Source organism: Streptococcus sp. SS4, assembly GCF_030440125.1.
In the GTDB taxonomy this organism is placed as follows: domain Bacteria; phylum Bacillota; class Bacilli; order Lactobacillales; family Streptococcaceae; genus Streptococcus.
Window position 1 is genome coordinate 70,465 of sequence record NZ_JAQFJM010000010.1, and the last position, 19,221, is coordinate 89,685.

Below are 19,221 nucleotides of genomic sequence, written 5' to 3' on the forward strand. Positions count from 1 at the left end.
TCTATTCCTCACGATTCTGATAAGCTGGTAGGAAGGTCTCCATCAAGAAGGAAGTGTCATAATCCCCAGCGATAACGCTACGATCTGAAATCAAATCCAACTGGAAGTCAGCATTAGTCACAACACCATCGATTTCGAGCTCGTAAAGAGCACGTTGCATCTTCATGAGTGCCTCAAATCGATTTTCTCCATGAACAATGATTTTGGCAATCATTGAATCATAGTAAGGTGGAATAGTATAGCCAGGATAGACTGCACTGTCTACACGGAGACCAACACCTCCACTAGGTAGGTAGAGATTGCTAATTTTCCCTGGACTAGGTGCAAAGTTAAACTTAGGATTTTCTGCATTGATACGACACTCAATAGCATGCCCCTTGATTTCAATATCATCTTGGGTCACAGAGAGTTTTTCACCTGCGGCAATACGGATTTGTTCTTTAACAATATCCACACCACTTACAAATTCTGTAACTGGGTGCTCAACTTGAACACGGGTGTTCATTTCCATAAAGTAGAACTGACCTGTTTTCTCATCAAGAAGGAACTCGATAGTACCCGCATTTTCATAATTAACAGCCTTAGCGGCACGGACAGCCGCTGAACCAATTTCGTGACGAAGTGTCTTACCAATAGCAACTGACGGTGATTCTTCCAAAACCTTTTGGTTATTACGTTGAAGAGAGCAATCACGCTCACCTAGGTGAACAATATTACCATAGCTATCTCCCAAAATTTGAACCTCGATATGACGAGCTGGGTAAATAACTTTTTCAATATACATCGCCCCATTACCAAAGGCTGCTTTAGCTTCTTGTGACGCAGATTCGAAGGCAGGAGCTAACTCTTCTTCAGTGTTAACCTTACGAATCCCCTTACCGCCACCACCAGCAGAAGCCTTAAGCATTACTGGGTAACCAAGACGGTTGGCAACCTCTAAAGCCTCCTCAGCTGTAAAGACTTCACCATCTGAACCAGGAATTACAGGGACATTAGCCTTAATCATTTCAGCACGGGCATTGATTTTATCACCCATCTTGTCCATGACTTCGCCTGAAGGACCAATAAACTTGATGTTCATTTCTTCACAGAGAGTGGCAAATTTAGAGTTTTCACTCAAGAAACCAAACCCTGGATGAATAGCTTGAGCCTCAGTCACAATAGCAGCTGATAGGACACGATTCATATTCAAATAAGAATCCGTTGATTTTGCAGGCCCGATACAAATAGCTTCATCAGCAAGCATAGTATGGAGAGAATCCTTATCCGCTTCAGAATAAATAGCAACCGTTTGGATACCCAATTCACGCGCTGCACGGATAATACGCACTGCAATTTCACCACGATTGGCAATCAATAATTTTTTAAACATAAAACAAGATAACATCAGACATTTTTTGATAGTCTGTGTTGATTTCCTTTCTATGTGATAGACCAATGTCTAAAGAAAAATCCTTTCCGACTGTCGCCAGAAGGATTTTCACAAAACATTAGCTTCCAATAGCAAAAGTCAAAGTACCTGATGCAGCAAGTTTACCATCGACTTCAGCCTTAGCTTCAACAACAGCAATTGTTCCACGACGTTTAACAAACTTAGCTGTCATAACAAGTTGGTCACCAGGAACCACTTGTTTTTTAAATTTAACCTTATCCATACCTGCATAAAAGACTAATTTGCCCTTGTTTTCAGGTTTAGACAATTCAAGAACACCAGCTGTTTGCGCAAGAGCTTCCATGATAAGAACGCCAGGCATAACTGGGTATTGAGGAAAATGTCCATTAAAGAAAGGTTCATTGATCGTTACATTTTTAATAGCTGTGATTTCGTCTTCTGAAACTTCTAGCACACGGTCAACCAAAAGCATTGGATAACGGTGTGGTAAAGCTTCACGAATAGCATTAATATCAATTGTCATTTGATGCGTACCAATCCTTTTCCGTAGTCAACAACTTCTTCATTCGCTACCAAGATTTCAGTAATAACACCATCTTTAGGTGCTGGCACTTCATTCATCACCTTCATTGCTTCAACGATAAGAAGCGTTTGACCTTTCTTAACAGTATCACCAACAGAAACAAAGGCTGGTTTTTCAGGTGATGGAGACAAGTAAGCCACACCAACAAGTGGACTTTCAACCACTTCACCTTCAGCAGCTTGAGCAGGAGCAGAAGCTTCTTCAACTGGTGTTGCTGGAGTTTCAACAGCGGCAGGTGCTGCTACTGGAGCAACTGGGGCTTGAGGAGCTGGCGCAACTACTTCAACTGTAGGAACTACTGGGGCAGCTGTTACTGAACTTGTTTGATTTTTGCTCAAGTTCAATTCTTCACCATTATTTTTGTATGAAAATTCACGTAAAGTTGATGCATCAAATTGAGCCAATAAATCTTTGATTTCAGAAATATTCATGAATTAAGCCTCCCAACGTTTAAAGGCAAGAACAGCATTGTGTCCACCAAAACCGAAGGTATTTGAAATTGCGTACTCAATATCAGCTTCTTGACCTTCACCATAAACAACATTAGCTTCGATGTAGTCAGACAATTCTTTTGTACCAGCAGTTTTCGGTACATAGTTATGACGAATAGCTTCGATTGTTGCAATAGCCTCAACTGCACCAGCAGCACCTAGCAAGTGACCTGTAAATGATTTAGTAGATGAAACTGGAACATCTTTACCAAGTACAGAAACAATGGCACCACTTTCACCCTTTTCATTAGCAGGTGTTGATGTCCCGTGAGCATTGACATAATCAACATCTTCAGGTTTGATACCAGCTTCATTGATAGCCAATTTAATTGCCTTAGCAGCACCTGAACCGTCTGGAGTTGGTGTTGTCATGTGGTAGGCATCACAGTTTGATCCGTACCCAACAATCTCAGCCAAGATGTTAGCACCACGTTTTTGGGCATGTTCCAAGCTTTCGATAACGAGAACCCCTGCACCTTCACCCATAACAAAACCATTACGGTCTTTATCAAATGGAATTGATGAACGTTCTGGATCCTCTGTTGTTGAAAGTGCTGTAAGAGCATTGAAACCACCAATACCAATCTTAGTGATTGAAGCTTCAGCACCACCAGCCAAGACAACATCATGCAAACCGAATTTAATTTCACGGAAGGCTTCACCGATTGCATCATTGGCAGAGGCACAAGCAGTCGTCACTGATTTACATACCCCTTGAGCACCAATTTTAAGAGCAATGTTACCAGCACCCATGTTTGAAAGTGCTTTAGGGATAAACATTGGTTTGATACGTTTCATCCCACGTTCGTGCATACGAATGATTTGATCTTCAAGTTCTTGAAGACCACCAATACCAGATGACACGATGACACCAACACGATCACGATCTTCTTCTTCCATGTTAAGTCCTGAATTTTCAAGAGCTTCCATAGCAGCATAAATCGCATAAAGTGAGTAAGTGTCCATACGGTTAGTATCTTTTTTCACAAAGTACTTATCGAACGGGAAATCTTGGATTTCACCAGCGTTAAAGACTGGAATTTCAGAAGCATCGAACTTCGTAATTGGTTTGATACCAATTTTACCGTCATGAAGACTGTTCCAAAATTCTTCTGGTGTATTACCGATTGGTGAGGTTACGCCGTAACCTGTAACAACAACACGATTTGTAGACATATATATTCTCCTTTTGTCGGATGGATATTCTAATAAATGATTTTTTTGATATTGATATTCAATTATTGCATGGTCATACCACCATCAATAGCGATGGTTTGACCTGTGAGATATTCTTGACTAGCCAAGAATGCTGCAACTTCAGCCACTTCTTCTGCTTGACCAATACGTTTCATTGGCACTTGAGCAATCATAGCATCTTTCATTTTCTCTGGAATAGCGTCAGTCATATCTGATTCAATGAAACCAGGAGCAATAGCATTGACACGGACACCACGAGCCGCAACTTCACGCGCCACTGATTTTGTAAAACCAATCAGACCAGCTTTTGAAGCCGCATAGTTAGCTTGACCAATATTCCCCATGAGACCTACAACAGATGACATATTGATGATGGCACCTTGACGAGCCTTAGACATTGGTTTTAAGACAGCCTGTGTCATATTGAAAGCACCAGTCAAGTTGATTTTCAAGACACGTTCAAAATCTTCTTCACTCATCTTCAACATCAACTTATCGTTAGTGATTCCAGCATTATTAACTAGAACATCAACACTACCAAGCTTTTCAATAGCTTCAGCTACCATACGTTTAGCATCTTCACCGTTAGAAATATCACCTGAGATACCTACAACAGTTACACCATAATCTGCAAACTGTGCAAGCAAGTCCTCAGATATTTCAGAACGTCCATTTAGAACAACATTGGCACCAAGACTAGCAAATTTGTGTGCCACAGCTAATCCAATTCCACGTGTTGAACCTGTTACAAAAACATTTTTATTCTTAAGTTCCATGTTTACCTCGTTTTAAGCATTAAGAAGGGCATCAAGACTAGCTTGATCTTCAACATTATGAGTTGGTAAGGTTTTATCAATTTTCTTCAAGAAGCCTGACAAGACTTTTCCTGGACCAATCTCAATTACTTCATCTACACCAAATTCTTGGATAGTGGCAATCGAATCATAAAAACGTACAGGTTCCATCACCTGACGAGCCAAAAGTGCTTTGACGTCTTCTGACTTCATGATTTGAGCCTCAGTATTACCTACTAAAGGAAGCGTAAAGTCCTTGAATGACACTTTCTCAAGTTCTGCTGCCAATTTTTGACTAGCTGATTCAAGTAAAGCTGTATGGAACGGCCCTGAAACATTAAGAGGAATCAGACGTTTAGCACCAGCTTCTTTAAGCAATTCCACAGCATAATCAACAGCCTCAACTTCACCACCAATAACAATTTGTGCTGGAGTATTATAGTTAGCAGGCGTTACTACACCCTTTTCAGATGCTTTCTGACAGATTTCTTCAATCAAACTTGGATCTGTATTCATGACAGCAACCATTTTCCCACTTCCAGCAGGAGCAGCTGTTTCCATGAATTCTCCACGTTTAGCAACCAAGGCTACCGCATCCTCAAATGAGAGTGCTCCGGCCGCAACTAGGGCAGAATATTCACCCAAAGAGAGACCGGCAACAATATCAGGAGTGATACCATTTTCTGCCAAAAGGCGATAAATGGCTACTGACGTTGTCAAAATAGCTGGTTGAGTATAGCGTGTCTGATTAAGTTTTTCTTCGTTAGAATCAATCAATTCACGCAAATCATAACCTAGAATACGACTAGCCGTATCAAATGTCTCTTTGACAACGGGATAAGTCGCATACAAATCGCTCGCCATGCCCAATTTCTGAGCCCCTTGACCAGCAAATAAGAACGCACGTTTTGTCACTATCCTAATCCTTTCGACGTTTTTAGACGTTTACATCTGCCCAACGAGCAGCTTCTTCTTTAATCACCTTGGCAGCACCTGTGTATAGGTCTTCCAAGATTTCTGCACATGTTTCTTCTTTACGAACAAGACCTGCAATTTGTCCAGCCATAACTGAACCATATTCCACATCTCCATCAACAACCGCGTTACGAAGGGCACCTGCACCAAGCTCTTCAATTTCCTCTTGAGTCTTCTTACCAGCCAAGAAATCTTTTTCAGCTTGGTTATATTCAGTAGCCAATTTATTCTTGATCGCACGAACTGGGTGTCCAACAACTGAGGCTGAAATAACAGTATCAATATCTTTAGCCTTCAAAATCTTATCTTTGAAGTTTTGGTGTGCATTAGATTCTTTAGCAACAGCGAAACGCGTACCAACCTGAACAGCATCTGCTCCAAGCATAAGAACAGCAGCCATACCACGTCCATCAGCAACACCACCAGCTCCAATAACTGGGATAGATACCGCATCAGCAACTTGGCGAACAAGTGCCATAGTTGTCAATTTACCGATGTGACCACCAGCTTCCATACCTTCTGCGACAACAGCATCTGCTCCAAGTTTTTCCATACGTTTAGCAAGTGCTACCGATGGAATAACTGGGATTACTGTAATTCCAGCATCGTGGAAACGCTCCATATATTTACCTGGATTTCCGGCTCCTGTTGTAACAACCTTAACGCCCTCTTCGATAACGAGGTCAACGATGTCATCTGCAAATGGTGACAAAAGCATGATATTAACACCGAAAGGTTTGTCAGTGATTTGTTTTACTCTATCAATATTAGCTTTTACCACTTCTTTAGGGGCATTACCGCCACCAATAATTCCGAGTCCACCAGCATTTGAAACGGCTCCTGCCAAGTCGCCATCAGCAACCCAGGCCATACCACCTTGGAAGATTGGATATTTAATTCCTAACAGTTCTGTAATACGAGATTTCATTTTGCACCTTTTTTCGATTTTCTAATCAAATAAATAGTTTAATAATCAAAGTAATTGTATAAACAAAGGAGAATATCCCAAATAAGAATATTCTCTATGCCCTGCTTATTTAGTTTTTTCTTCTACGTAAGCAACAAGGTCACCAACAGTGTTAAGACCTTCTTCAGTTTCGATTTGGATATCGAACTCATCTTCGATTTCTGAGATAACTTGGAACACGTCAAGTGAGTCAGCGTCAAGTTCGTCAAAAGTAGTTTCTACTTTTACTTCTTCTGCATCTTTCCCAAGTTCTTCAACGATGATTTCTTGTACTTTTTCAAATACTGCCATTTTAATTTCTCCTTTAAGATAAATATATTTCTTATAATCTATGCTGGTGCATAATTTATATAACTAGATTTTAACAATAAGACTGCCCCATGTCAAACCCCCACCAAAACCTGATAAGAGAATTGTTTGACCGCTGTCTAATTTTAAGGTCCCATTCGCCACGTTTTCAGAAAGCAGAATTGGGATACTTGCCGCACTGGTATTACCATAAGACATCATGTTTGCCAAGAATTTATCACGACTGACATCGATTTTCTTAGCCATAATATCCAAAATACGAATATTAGCTTGATGAAGAAGGAAGTAATCAGGCTCACCTTTTTCTTCAACCAAGGCCTTAATACTCTTTGAAACCGTCTTAACGGCAAAATCAAAGATTGCTTTCCCATCCATTTGCATATAGGGATTAGGCTGATCAGACTCATCTGAATAAGGCGAGATAACTGCAGAGGCTCCTGACTCAAGACCACCCTTGCTACCATCGGTATTTAAAGATTCTCCCAAAAAATGTTCTTCTTCAGTTTCTTCCAAAAGGACTCCGCCAGCACCATCTCCAAAGAGGACAGCTGTTGTACGGTCAGACCAGTCTAACGTTTTAGAAAGGACTTCAGCACCAATAACTAGACCTCTTTTGTATGCGCCTGACTTTATCAATTTTTCTGCGGTTGCTAAAGCAAAGACAAACCCACTACATGCCGCAGTAATGTCAAAAGCAAAGGCGTTGACTGCACCAATTGCTCCTTGAACTCGAGCCGCTACTGACGGCATAGAAGTATCAGGAGAAATCGTTGCAACTAAAACAAAGTCTAGCTCCTCAGGAGCTAATCCTGATTTTTCTAATAGCTGATGAGCAACATTGGTAGCTAAATCACTCGTATTCTCATTCAATGAGATGCGACGTTCCTGAATACCTGTACGTGAGCGAATCCACTCATCGCTAGTATCCATGATTTTTGATAGGTCATCATTAGTCACGACCTGAGCAGGTGCATAATGGGCAACCTGACTAATTTTTGCAAATGCCATTATTTCAACTCCTCAAGAAATGCGTGGAGATTTTCCAATCCCTTGCTCATAACCTTCAATTCCTCGTCGTTAAAGCCTTCTGTAATCCTCATCACCATTGATTTATGAAAACGACGGTGAAGACGATATACCAAACGACCCTTTTTAGAAAGCGAAAGATGGACCACACGACGGTCAACTGATGAACGCGTACGGACAATATAACCTTTCTTTTCAAGTTTATTGAGAGAAGTTGTTACAGTACCAAGAGTTAGCATGAGTTCTTTAGCTACTGCACTTGGTGTCGTATCTGGATGTGTACCGATCACATCAATGGTATGCATTTCCTTGAGGGAAACATCGTTAAACTTTGAATTCTTTAAACTTGCTTCTTCGATAATAACTACGTTATTAAAAATATCAACAAGATAGCCATCAATTTTGTCGTAATTCACACCAGACTCCTTTCAATAAAACTTTGATTTTCAAATTATATCAGACTCAAACTAATTTCGCAAGCCCGATTAAAAAACTTTAGTTTTTCTTTTAGAAAATGTGGCTATTTCCCTTGGAATTTAGGTCGACGACGCTCACTATAAGCACGTACTCCTTCTTTGAAGTCTTCTGTGAAAGCAAGAGATTTTTGCAAGTCAAGTTCCAACTTAGCGTAATTTTTCCATCCTGCAAATTCAGATTCCCAAACCATTTCTTTAATGGCTTTAAAGGAATTCACTGAAGAGCGGTTCAATTTTTTAATCAATTGACTCACAGTTTTTTCAAGTTTTTCTGACTCAACAACTTTGTAGGCAATTCCCCAGTCCAAAGCTTTTTCAGCTGATACTGGCTCTCCTGTCATGGTAATTTGAGTCGCACGGTTAATACCGATTGAACGTGTCAAAAGGTAGAGACCTCCAGCGTCAGGTGCCAAACCAACACCTACAAAAGCTTGGATGAATTTAGCTTTATCAGATGCAATCGTAAAGTCTGCTGCAACAGCTAAGTTAGCTGCAGCACCTGCACATGGTCCATCAACTACCATGATGACTGGCTTAGGCAATTTTTTAAGAGCAAAAGAAATTTCATTTACCTGCTCAGCAATACGAACCAAAGACTGTACATCATCTACAGCAACCGCTTTTTGCATTTGATCAAGGTCGCCACCAACAGAAAAGACTTTTCCATTAGCATTGATTACCAAGAATTTTACTGACGCATCTTGTTTAGCTTCCTCAATTGCAGCCATAATCTCATCACAAACTGGAATATTAAATCCATTTTGCACTTCTGGACGATTAAGTGTTAAAGTTGCTACTCCATCTTCAACACTATAAAGAATTGTTTCGTAAGCCATTTTTTGCATTCCTCCGATAACTAGTTCCTATATGAAAACCGTATGTTCTTTATATTTTTATCACAATTTTATTTGATGAATAGATAATTTGATTATCAAATCATTCATCGTTAGTTTCTAGTATACCATAGTCCATCTAAAGGTCAACAAAAACTTAGAGTTTTTTAATTTGATACATCAAAACACCGAGTTCTACAACTAACTCGGTGTCTCTTCTATTTTAATAAATCTAAAACATCCATAAGGTTATCCAACAAGCCTTTGGCTGCACCTTGATCCATGCCAAAACGATTATCTTTAATGGCCCAAACCTCAACACCTGCAGCGACTCCAGCAGCAATCCCCTTTTCGCTATCTTCGATAATCAGCGCCTGATTTGCTTCCACGTTCAAATGCTGTAATGCTGTCAGATAAATCTCTGGATTGGGTTTACTCTCTTTAAATTCTTCTCCTGAGAGAACCACATCAAAGAAACCGTTCAAATGATTTTCCTCCAAAGCTCTAAGGATATCTGCCTTTACTGAGCTAGAAGCTAAACCTATTTTCAACCCTCGAGAATTCACTTCATTCAAGACCTTGAAAACATCAGGAAAGATTAATTCTTTATAGGGTAAGGGGTTGTCTTGTTTATAGGCATTGTACTCTTCTTGTAAAGTTGGCACATCCCAGTTATCATAGTCATCTCTGAGAATATTTTCCCAAACTTGCTTGGTATTTCCACCTATAAAGAAAGACGGGGGTAAATGGTCTATTGAAATTCCCTTTTGAGCTAAGAAATTTGCACGTCGATCATAATAATATTTTTCAGTGTCAAAAAGGACACCATCCATATCAAAAATAATTGCCTCTACCACGGGATATCCTCCTTTTCTTTCCTTATTGTACCATAATCAGACTAAATCTTACTTGCTTTTAAAAACAATGTGACAAATTGTCAGAATTTTGCTATAATTGTAGAGTAATTTAAAATTTTTGGAGTAACTATGAAAGTCATCAAATTCGGTGGGAGCTCACTTGCTTCAGCCACACAATTAGAAAAAGTCTTAAACATTGTAAAATCTGACCCTGAACGTCGCTTTGTCGTAGTATCAGCCCCTGGTAAACGTAACGATGAAGATACCAAAGTCACAGACGCCTTGATTAAATACTATAAACACTACACAAAAGGTGCTGATGTCAAAGCTGACCAAGAATGGATTATTAACCGCTACCAAGCTATGGTCGATGAGCTAGGCTTCAAATCAACAGAAATGGCGAAGATTGCTAAATCTATCAACGATCTTGCCACTCTTCCTATTGAAGACAATGATTTCCTTTATGATACTTTCCTAGCTGCAGGGGAAGATAATAACGCAAAATTAATCGCAGAATATTTCCGTAATAACGGTATTGAAGCACGTTACGTTCACCCTCGCCAAGCTGGTATTTTTGTCTCAAGCGAACCTGGAAATGCTCGTATCCTTCCAGGAGCTTATGACAAGTTGGAAGAGCTTCGTGAATCAGATGAGGTTCTTGTAATCCCCGGTTTCTTCGGTGTTACCCCTGATAATCAAATTTGTACTTTCTCACGTGGAGGCTCTGATATCACTGGTTCTATCGTTGCAGCTGGAGTTAAGGCAGATTTATATGAAAACTTCACAGATGTAGATGGTATTTTCGCAGCCCATCCTGGTGTCGTTCATGAACCACATTCAATTCCAGAGTTGACTTACAAGGAAATGCGTGAATTGGCATATGCTGGCTTCTCGGTTCTTCATGATGAAGCCCTTCTCCCTGCCTATCGTGGTAAAATTCCATTGGTTATTAAAAACACTAATAATCCAGACCATCCAGGTACACGTATTATTCTTGAACATAAGGGTGCAACTGTTCCTGTCGTTGGTATCGCAAGTGATGATAAATTCGTCAGCATCAATATGACCAAATACCTCATGAACCGTGAAGTTGGTTTTGGACGTAAGGTCCTCCAAATTTTGGAAGATTTAAACATCCGTTGGGAACACATGCCTTCTGGAATCGATGATCTTTCAATCATTATTCGAGAACGTGAACTTACCCCAATCAAAGAACAAGAAATCCTTTCATACTTGACTCGTGAACTCGGTGTTGATGAAGTTGAAATTGAACATGGCCTTTCAATTCTCATGATTGTTGGTGAAAATATGAAAGACCACATTGGTGTTACAGCGACAGCGGCTAAAGCGCTCTCTGAAAAACATATTAACCTAGAAATGATTTCTCAAGGTTCTAGTGAGGTTTCTGTTATGTTCGTAATTGAAACTGAGCAAGAAAAAGCAGCCGTCAGAGCTCTTTACGATGCTTTTTTCCGTAGTGGTGACTAATCTAAAAACCTATCTCCTTCAAGGGATAGGTTTTTTCTTTATGAGAAAAACTAAGCCAGCTCTTATGATATCTACTCCAATAGCTAATTCATTGATCAATTATGCATAGCTATTGCTAACCAAAAAACACTAACTTTCGTTAGTGCTTTTTTTAGGCTCTATAATTTCTGTAGTGGGTAAAACCACTGTAGAGATTATAGAGCTTTTTAAGTGTACACAAAAAGTCCCATAAGAACTATAATGAAAAGCGACGAAACTACCATTAGGAAGAACTTATGAGACCTATTAAGAATACCACAGAATTAATCGGAATTAAAGACCAAAATATCAAGATTTCACTTGTTTTTGAAACTGACACTCATATCGAGATTCAAGCAAAACTTGATTACCCTGCACCATCATGTCCTCACTGCCAAGGAAAGATGATCAAATATGACTTTCAAAAGCCTTCTAAAATTCCTCTTCTCGAACAAGCTGGAACGCCTACACTGCTACGTCTGAAGAAACGCCGTTTCCAGTGTAAAAGTTGTAGGAGAGTAATGGTGGCTGAGACATCTATCGTTGAGAAAAACTGCCAAATCTCAAATCTAGTCCGTCAAAAAGTTGCACAACTCCTAACTGAGAAGATGTCACTAACAGATATTGCCAGAAGACTTCGTGTGTCGACCTCTACCGTCTATCGTAAGCTTGATCAGTTTACTTTCAAGGAACATTTTGACAAACTCACAAGGGTTATGTCCTGGGATGAGTTTGGGTTCAAGAAAGGGGAGTTGGCTTTTGTGGCTCAAAACTATGAGACCAACAAACTCATAACCATCCTTGATAATCGCCGTCAAACCACGATTCGAAACCACTTTTTGAAGTACCCATTGAAAGTTCGACAAAAGGTACAGTTTATTACAATGGATATGTCAGGAGCCTATATCCCACTAGCTCGCAGACTTTTCCCAAACGCCGAAATCATTATTGATCGTTTCCACATCATCCAGCACCTTGGACGTGCCTTTTTAAAGACAAGAATTGCCATTATGAACCAGTTCGATAAGAAATCACTCCCCTACCGAGCCTTGAAAAATCACTGGCGACTCTTCCAAAAGGACAGCCGTAAGTTATCTTGTAAATCATTTCACTCGAAGACCTTTGGTCAAACCTTAAGTCCACATGAAGTCGTTAGGAAGACACTAGACTTTTCAGAAGAACTCGCTAATTATTATAACCTCTATCAGCTGTTGCTGTTTCACTTTCAAGAGAAGAGGGTAGATGAGTTTTTTGAGCTCATAGAGGAGAATATAAGCAAGGTCAATCATTACTTCAAAACTGTCTTTAGAACCTTCCTTAGACACAAACCATACATCAAAAACGCACTAGAAACACATTACTCAAATGCAAAATTGGAGGGGACCAATAAGCTTATCAAAGACATTAAACGTCTGGGCTTCGGTTTTAGAAACTTTATTAACTTTAGGAAGCGTGTTTTCATCACTCTGAACATACAAAAAGAGAAAACCTATCAGGTTCTCTCTAGATGTTAGCTTTTCGTCACCCACTACAGTTGACAAAGAGCCTTTTTTTACAAGATATTTTCGTAACTTTCACGAACGGCATCTGGCCAAACTGAAGTTTGAACCTCACCAATATGTTTCTTACGAAGCAAGAACATAGCCATACGTGACTGACCAATACCTCCACCAATTGTTAGTGGGAAAAGGCCATGTAACAAGGCTTGGTGCCAATCCAATTTCAAACGATCTTGGTCGCCAGTAATTTCAACCTGACGTTTAAGGGCATCTTCATCAACACGAATACCCATTGATGACAATTCAAAGGCATGTCCTAATTGTTCATTCCAAACCAAGATATCCCCATTCAAACCATGGTAACCATTCTCAGACTCAGTTGTCCAGTCATCATAGTCAGGTGCACGACCATCATGTGGTTTTCCATCAGGAAGAACACCACCGATACCAATCAAGAATACAGCACCATATTCCTTAGTAATAGCATCTTCACGCTCTTTTGGTGTCAAATCAGGGTACTTCTCAACAAGTTCTTCTGAATGGATGAAGGTAATTTTCTTAGGTAAAATAGCTTCAATATCGTAACGTGCTTCAACTGCTAGCTCAGTCAAACGAATAACCTTATAAATGGTTTCAACAGTTTCTTTCAAGTAAGCGATATTACGATGTCCGTCAGGAATAACTTTTTCCCAGTCCCATTGGTCAACGTAAACAGAGTGCGTTGCATCCAATGAATCTTCATCTGGACGAAGAGCCTTCATATTAACCACGAGCCCTTCACCTTCATTGAAACCAAAACGAGCCAAAGTATGGCGTTTCCATTTTGCTAATGAGTGAACAACTTCGTATGTTGCGTCAGGAATCTGAAGCACATTAACAGTTACAGGATTTTCAATACCGCTCAAATTATCCTGCATACCATCCCCGACCTTACTCAAAATAGGCCCTTGCACTTCAACGACGTCAAGTTTATCAATCAAATACTGTGTAAAAGTATTCTTCACAAAAGAAATTTCCTCTTGTTGATGAATGAAGCTCTTTTTCATACGCTCCTCCTTTAAAAAATCGATAAGCCTATTATACTCCTATTTTTCAGAAAAATAAAGAAATTTTCCAACAATTTGGAAAATTTCTTGTTTTTTATGTTAGGTTTTATCACATTTTCTTAGTCAGCTTCACAACTGCTTCTGTTCGAGCTGTATGAGGAAACATGTCTACTGACTGAATATAATTAACATCATAAACTTTAGCCAAAGAAACTAGGTCTCTAGCCAAAGTAGATACATTACATGAAACATAAACCATTTTTTCAGGAGTGTAGGCCAGTATCGTTTTAAGTAGCTTATCATCTAAACCAGTTCTAGGTGGATCCACAATAAGAGCATCTGTTCGATAGCCTTCCTTGTACCAACGAGGAATAATATCCTCAGCCTTACCCACCTCATAGTGAGCATTCTCCAACCCAAGTGATTTAGCATTCTTTCTAGCATCCTCAATAGACTCTGGAATAATATCCATACCTCGAATACTCTTTACCTTATTTGCAAAAGCAAGTCCAATAGTACCAACCCCACAATAAGCATCAATAAGGTGTTCAGCCTTACCTACATCCAAAGCTTCAACTGCCTGACCATAGAGTACCTCTGTTTGTTGAGGATTCAACTGGTAAAATGCACGAGGAGAGAGAGCAAAGTTATAGTCCAGTACCTCTTCTTGAATAGTGTCTTGCCCCCAAAGAATTTCCGTCTCTTGACCATAAATCTCACTGGACTTCGAATAATTATAATTGACAGCAATTGTTACAATTTCTGGAAAACTTTCCGTCAATTCCTTAACTAATTTAGTGAAAGAAACTGATTTAGAGGTTACAAAAATCAACTGGACCTGATTTGAACCCAAAGCACGTCGTATCATAACAGTACGAATTCCAGCAATTTTACGCTCATTATAAATTGGGAACTTATATTTATCTAACAAATTTGTCACCTTATTCATAATGGCTTGAGTTAGATCATCCTGAACTAGACAATCATCAATATTAATGAGGCGATGACTCCCTTCTGCAAATAAGCCAGCTTTAACTGAGCCATCAAAAGAACGGGTTTGAAATTGTAGTTTAGCTCGGTAATGTTGTGGTTGCTCCATACCAATTGTTGGACGAATGTCATATGACTCAAAATTAGCCGGTTTAAACTTCTTCAAGGCTTGTCCTAATAAGTCAGTTTTAAACTCTAATTGCTTATCATAACGAAGATGCATTAACTGGCAACCGCCACAGTCTTCATAAATACTACATGCAGGTTCGACACGAAACTTAGAAGGTTTATTAATCTTTAATAATTTCGCCTGAACAAAGTTTCTCTTAACAGAAACAACCTGACAGAACACCTCTTCACCCTTCAAAGCCCCTGGCACAAAAACTAGAGTTTTCTTATAAAAACCAATGCCTTCGCCATTGATTCCCATGCGTTTTATCTTAAGCGGGATACGCTGTTTCACTTGTAAATTCATACTACCATTCTAACATTTTGATATAATAATAACTATGAAAATCACAAAAATCGAGAAGAAAAAGAGACTTTATCTCCTTGAGATAGACAAAAAAGAGAGTCTCTACGTTACAGAAGATACCATCGTTAAATACATGTTGACAAAAGAAATGATACTGGACAAAAATCAACTTGAGAATATTAAATCCTTTGCTCAGTTCTCTCATGGTAAAAACTTAGCTCTCTATTTTATTTCCTTTAAACAACGTACTGAGAAAGAGGTAAAAGATTACCTTTTTAAACATGAAATAAACCCTCATATAATTCCAAAAATTATTGATAATCTAAAAAAAGATCACTGGATTGATGATTACAAACTCCTAGAAAGTCTAGCTCAACAAAATCTGAATTCAGGCGATAAAGGAGCCTATGTGCTGAAGCAAAAATGGCTTCAAAAAGGTTGTAACAAATCGATCATTGACGATGTTTTAAGTCAATTTGATTTCTCAGAAATAGTCATTAGAGTAGCTGCAAAACTGTTACGAAAATATCAGGGAAAACTACCATCTAAAGCCCTAAAAGATAAATTAACTCAAAGCCTTATCAATAAAGGTTTTTCATTTCAAGAAAGTAAACTAGCAATCGATCATCTAGAACTTGAAGCAGATGAAGAAACTGAACAAGCTCTCCTTTATAAAGAAATAGATAAGCAATATCAAAAATTTAGTAAAAAATACGACGGTTATGAACTTAAGCAGCGCTTGACACAATCTTTAGCCAGAAAAGGTTATGACTTTGATGCCATAGCATCCGCTCTAAGAGAATATTTATAGGAATTCCCCCCTCTTTTTACAAAATTATGATACAATAGTGGGGATAACCCTTATTGTAGAAAGAGGACGCCATGAAATTACCAAAAGAAGGCGACTTTATCACAATTCAAAGTTATAAGCATGATGGTAGTTTGCACCGTACTTGGCGCGATACTATGGTACTAAAGACAACTGAGAATGCTGTTATTGGCGTTAACGACCACACCCTCGTTACTGAAGCAGACGGAAGACGATGGGTAACACGTGAACCTGCTATTGTTTATTTCCACAAAAAATACTGGTTTAATATTATAGCCATGATTAGGGATAACGGCATTTCCTACTACTGCAATTTAGCTAGTCCATATATTTTGGACCAAGAAGCACTAAAATATATTGACTACGACCTAGATGTCAAAGTCTTCGCTGATGGTGAAAAAAAATTGCTAGATGTAGATGAGTATGAAACACATAAAAAAGAAATGCATTACTCTCCTGATATTGACTATATCTTAAAGGAACATGTTAAAATCTTGGTAGATTGGATTAACAATGGTAAGGGGCCATTTTCACAATCTTATGTTAACATCTGGTACAAACGTTATCTTGAACTAAGGAATCGTTAAAGTTGTCATAAAAAAGACTAGTAATATTACTAGTCTTTTTTTGCACTAAATACTAATGCTTCGGAATCTAAGTCCATATTCAAAAGATAACGACCTTCTTCTACTTGAATAAGATACCCTAATAATTCTAAAGCATCAACAAAAATATTCCTCCTTTTTTGAAGTGCATATTCCTTCCTTACGTACTTTAAAAGAAAAGTCGTAACATGTTTCAAAAAGTATTCAGGATTAACATCCCCTAATATGTCATATAATCTATTCTGCTCTTCAGATAATGGTAGATTTTCTCTTAATTTATAGAAATAATTTGAAATCGTAAGTTCGTCTCTCGTGATACCCGTTTGTTCGATAATAACAACTTCATTAGTAGAATTAGATATCTCAGTAACAAAACTACGATTTAATAGTTCTAAATAACAAGAAGAATCATCATTAATAAAAAAATGCTGGTCTAAGTCAATTTTAGAAGAATCCGACACAAGACTAATTAATAAACCGTAACGTTTCTCAAATCGTTCTATATAGCCTACTTTTACAAACTCCTCAATTAATTTATCTATATTCTTTTGAAAAGGGAACTGCCTTTTTATTGCTCTCAGGGTCACAGGCTGGTTAAGATACAGATAATTCACTATTTCCATAAAAAAAGCTTGCTTACATAGTTTGTTTGGGTTAAATTGTATTATCATAAGAAGTATTATACCATTAATCAGACCACTAAAAAAAGGCCTGACGGCCTAATTTTATGCATTAAAGCTTTCAGTCAACTGTGGTACTACTTGTTTCTTACGAGAAACGGCACCTTCAAGGAAAGCATGATTATTTTCTAAAACAAAATCAAAAGCATTTTCAACATTATCAGTATTTAAACCAAGTGCAAGAATTTCTGAATTTGAATTAAGGATATCAGTAATCATTAAGACAAAGTCAGAGTATCCATTATTTTTAATTGAGTTATTAATAGCTTCTTCGATTTCCTCTTGACGAGAAAGAACATCAGAAATATCAACTGTATTAACTTGTGCAACACGAACTTGATTACCATTCAATTCAAAAGTTTTGGCATCAATATCAATAAGTTCTTCAGCAGATTTAGACGAAAGATTAGTACCAGCTTTAAGCATAGCAAGTCCATATTCTTCCAAATTAACTCCAGCAATTTCTGCAAGTTCAGCAGCAACCGCAGGATCTGAAGCATGTGTAGTTGGAGATTTAAGGAGAAGAGTATCCGAAATCAAACCTGACAAAAGCAAACCAGCCACTTCCTTAGGAACTTCAACATTGTTTTCTTTGAACATACGATAAACAATTGAAGAAGCTGATCCAACAGGTTCCAATCGCATCATTAATGGATTAGCGGTTTCAAAGTTAGCCACACGGTGATGGTCTACTACCTCAACAACCTCAACATCCTTAATATCTGAAATAGATTGTTGAAACTCATTATGGTCTGTAAGAATTACTTGATTAACTCCCTCTGACAAAGCTGATTCAACAACTCGTGGTGCCTCAACACCAAAATAATCAAGAACGAAAGCAGTTTCTTCGTTAGGAGTACCTAAAGCAACAGCTTCAGCATCAACTCCAAGTTGACGTTTCAAATAAGCGTACCCATAAGAAGACCCGATTGCATCAGAATCAGGGTTTTGATGACCAAAAACAAAAACTTTAGACATAAATTCACCTCAAAAATAGTATTATAAGCTATTATAACATATAAAAAAAAGAAACAAAATAAAAAGAGTAACCTAAGTCACTCAAAAATATAGTCCGTACGGGATTCGAACCCGTGTTACCGCCGTGAAAAGGCGGTGTCTTAACCCCTTGACCAACGGACCATCTTTATGCCGGCTACATGACTTGAACACGCGACCCTCTGATTACAAATCAGATGCTCTACCAACTGAGCTAAGCCGGCTAACTTTTCTAATGCGGGTGAAGGGACTTGAACCCCCACGCCGTTAAGCGCCAGATCCTAAATCTGGTGCGTCTGCCAATTCCGCCACACCCGCATATATGACCCGTACTGGGCTCGAACCAGTGACCCATTGATTAAAAGTCAATTGCTCTACCAACTGAGCTAACGAGTCTCAAATATTTCTACTTGAACGGTCCCGACGGGAATCGAACCCGCGATCTTCGCCGTGACAGGGCGACGTGATAACCGCTACACCACGGGACCTATGGGAGTTAACGGGATCGAACCGCTGACCCTCTGCTTGTAAGGCAGATGCTCTCCCAGCTGAGCTAAACTCCCTTGTGCTAAGCGACTACCGTATCTAACAGGGGGCAACCCCCAACTACATCAGGCGTACTAGGGCTTAACTTCTGTGTTCGGCATGGGAACAGGTGTATCTCCTAGGCTATCGTCACTTAACTCTGAGTATT

General features: G+C 38.9%; 19 protein-coding genes, 6 tRNA genes, 1 rRNA gene and 1 pseudogene. 4 read left to right on the forward strand and 23 right to left on the reverse strand.

What is annotated here, in order from left to right; genetic code table 11:
* Position 1 precedes the first annotated feature (1 nt).
* The 12 genes from PCY16_RS09485 to PCY16_RS09540 form a co-directional block, all read right to left on the reverse strand.
* On the reverse strand, positions 2-1,372 hold the full coding sequence (locus tag PCY16_RS09485) for an acetyl-CoA carboxylase biotin carboxylase subunit (RefSeq protein ID WP_002886659.1): 1,371 nt from the start codon (positions 1,370-1,372) through the stop codon (positions 2-4).
* A 118-nt stretch (positions 1,373-1,490) separates the two neighbouring features.
* Complete coding sequence (gene fabZ / locus PCY16_RS09490) at positions 1,491-1,916, reverse strand: 3-hydroxyacyl-ACP dehydratase FabZ (protein ID WP_002885470.1); 426 nt, start codon at positions 1,914-1,916, stop codon at positions 1,491-1,493.
* Positions 1,913-2,407, reverse strand: a complete 495-nt coding sequence (gene accB / locus PCY16_RS09495) for an acetyl-CoA carboxylase biotin carboxyl carrier protein (protein WP_073949889.1) — start codon at positions 2,405-2,407, stop codon at positions 1,913-1,915. Before accB ends, fabZ begins: the two co-directional genes overlap by 4 nt.
* Positions 2,408-2,410: 3 nt before the next feature.
* On the reverse strand, positions 2,411-3,643 hold the full coding sequence (gene fabF / locus PCY16_RS09500) for a beta-ketoacyl-ACP synthase II (protein WP_073949891.1): 1,233 nt from the start codon (positions 3,641-3,643) through the stop codon (positions 2,411-2,413).
* Positions 3,644-3,705: 62 nt separating this feature from the next.
* Positions 3,706-4,440, reverse strand: a complete 735-nt coding sequence (gene fabG, locus PCY16_RS09505) for a 3-oxoacyl-[acyl-carrier-protein] reductase (RefSeq protein WP_002886656.1) — start codon at positions 4,438-4,440, stop codon at positions 3,706-3,708.
* A 12-nt stretch (positions 4,441-4,452) separates the two neighbouring features.
* Positions 4,453-5,373 carry an ACP S-malonyltransferase gene (gene fabD, locus PCY16_RS09510; RefSeq protein WP_002886655.1) on the reverse strand — a complete coding sequence of 307 codons (921 nt, stop codon included), beginning with the start codon at positions 5,371-5,373 and terminating at the stop codon, positions 4,453-4,455.
* A 22-nt stretch (positions 5,374-5,395) separates the two neighbouring features.
* The gene (gene fabK, locus PCY16_RS09515) at positions 5,396-6,361 is read right to left on the reverse strand and encodes an enoyl-[acyl-carrier-protein] reductase FabK (protein ID WP_073686147.1); all 966 of its coding nucleotides are present in this window, start codon (positions 6,359-6,361) and stop codon (positions 5,396-5,398) included.
* Between the two features lie 105 nt (positions 6,362-6,466).
* Entirely contained in the window at positions 6,467-6,691 is a 225-nt protein-coding gene (locus tag PCY16_RS09520; RefSeq protein ID WP_002885495.1) for an acyl carrier protein, read from the reverse strand.
* Between the two features lie 63 nt (positions 6,692-6,754).
* On the reverse strand, positions 6,755-7,717 hold the full coding sequence (locus PCY16_RS09525) for a beta-ketoacyl-ACP synthase III (protein WP_195414085.1): 963 nt from the start codon (positions 7,715-7,717) through the stop codon (positions 6,755-6,757).
* Positions 7,717-8,151 (reverse strand): MarR family winged helix-turn-helix transcriptional regulator, encoded by a 435-nt coding sequence (locus PCY16_RS09530; protein ID WP_002885562.1) that lies wholly within the window; start codon positions 8,149-8,151, stop codon positions 7,717-7,719. Before PCY16_RS09530 ends, PCY16_RS09525 begins: the two co-directional genes overlap by 1 nt.
* Before the next feature lie 104 nt (positions 8,152-8,255).
* The gene (locus tag PCY16_RS09535; protein ID WP_073686148.1) at positions 8,256-9,047 is read right to left on the reverse strand and encodes an enoyl-CoA hydratase; all 792 of its coding nucleotides are present in this window, start codon (positions 9,045-9,047) and stop codon (positions 8,256-8,258) included.
* Between the two features lie 215 nt (positions 9,048-9,262).
* A complete protein-coding gene (locus PCY16_RS09540) occupies positions 9,263-9,901 on the reverse strand; it encodes an HAD family phosphatase (RefSeq protein ID WP_002886650.1) in 639 nt (212 codons plus the stop codon).
* A 129-nt stretch (positions 9,902-10,030) separates the two neighbouring features.
* On the opposite strand from PCY16_RS09540, the gene PCY16_RS09545 reads away from it, so the two are divergent.
* Entirely contained in the window at positions 10,031-11,389 is a 1,359-nt protein-coding gene (locus PCY16_RS09545) for an aspartate kinase (RefSeq protein WP_002890033.1), read from the forward strand.
* A gap of 275 nt (positions 11,390-11,664) precedes the next feature.
* Positions 11,665-12,914 (forward strand): annotated as a pseudogene (locus tag PCY16_RS09550) (ISL3 family transposase).
* Between the two features lie 45 nt (positions 12,915-12,959).
* Here PCY16_RS09550 and asnA read toward each other — a convergent pair.
* Positions 12,960-13,952, reverse strand: a complete 993-nt coding sequence (gene asnA / locus PCY16_RS09555) for an aspartate--ammonia ligase (protein ID WP_014633569.1) — start codon at positions 13,950-13,952, stop codon at positions 12,960-12,962.
* 109 nt (positions 13,953-14,061) lie between these two features.
* Positions 14,062-15,417: a 23S rRNA (uracil(1939)-C(5))-methyltransferase RlmD gene (rlmD, locus tag PCY16_RS09560; RefSeq protein WP_195414211.1), complete on the reverse strand. Its 1,356-nt coding sequence runs from the start codon at positions 15,415-15,417 to the stop codon at positions 14,062-14,064.
* Between the two features lie 34 nt (positions 15,418-15,451).
* Between rlmD and recX the strand changes: the two genes are divergently transcribed.
* Entirely contained in the window at positions 15,452-16,228 is a 777-nt protein-coding gene (recX, locus tag PCY16_RS09565) for a recombination regulator RecX (RefSeq protein WP_195414210.1), read from the forward strand.
* Between the two features lie 71 nt (positions 16,229-16,299).
* Positions 16,300-16,833, forward strand: a complete 534-nt coding sequence (locus PCY16_RS09570; protein ID WP_002886644.1) for a DUF402 domain-containing protein — start codon at positions 16,300-16,302, stop codon at positions 16,831-16,833.
* Between the two features lie 29 nt (positions 16,834-16,862).
* Here PCY16_RS09570 and PCY16_RS09575 read toward each other — a convergent pair whose 3' ends face one another.
* The 9 genes from PCY16_RS09575 to rrf form a co-directional block, all read right to left on the reverse strand.
* Positions 16,863-17,522, reverse strand: a complete 660-nt coding sequence (locus PCY16_RS09575) for a DUF1803 domain-containing protein (protein WP_195414209.1) — start codon at positions 17,520-17,522, stop codon at positions 16,863-16,865.
* A 54-nt stretch (positions 17,523-17,576) separates the two neighbouring features.
* Positions 17,577-18,509 carry a manganese-dependent inorganic pyrophosphatase gene (locus PCY16_RS09580; RefSeq protein WP_195414208.1) on the reverse strand — a complete coding sequence of 311 codons (933 nt, stop codon included), beginning with the start codon at positions 18,507-18,509 and terminating at the stop codon, positions 17,577-17,579.
* Between the two features lie 90 nt (positions 18,510-18,599).
* Positions 18,600-18,671, reverse strand: a tRNA-Glu gene (locus tag PCY16_RS09585).
* 7 nt (positions 18,672-18,678) lie between these two features.
* Positions 18,679-18,751 (reverse strand) — tRNA-Thr (locus PCY16_RS09590).
* A 12-nt stretch (positions 18,752-18,763) separates the two neighbouring features.
* A tRNA-Leu gene (locus PCY16_RS09595) sits at positions 18,764-18,845 on the reverse strand.
* A gap of 5 nt (positions 18,846-18,850) precedes the next feature.
* Positions 18,851-18,923: transfer RNA gene (locus PCY16_RS09600), tRNA-Lys, on the reverse strand.
* A 19-nt stretch (positions 18,924-18,942) separates the two neighbouring features.
* Positions 18,943-19,015 (reverse strand) — tRNA-Asp (locus tag PCY16_RS09605).
* A 2-nt stretch (positions 19,016-19,017) separates the two neighbouring features.
* Positions 19,018-19,090: transfer RNA gene (locus tag PCY16_RS09610), tRNA-Val, on the reverse strand.
* Positions 19,091-19,094: 4 nt separating this feature from the next.
* Positions 19,095-19,210: ribosomal RNA gene (rrf, locus tag PCY16_RS09615) — 5S ribosomal RNA — on the reverse strand.
* Between the last annotated feature and the right edge of the window lie 11 nt (positions 19,211-19,221).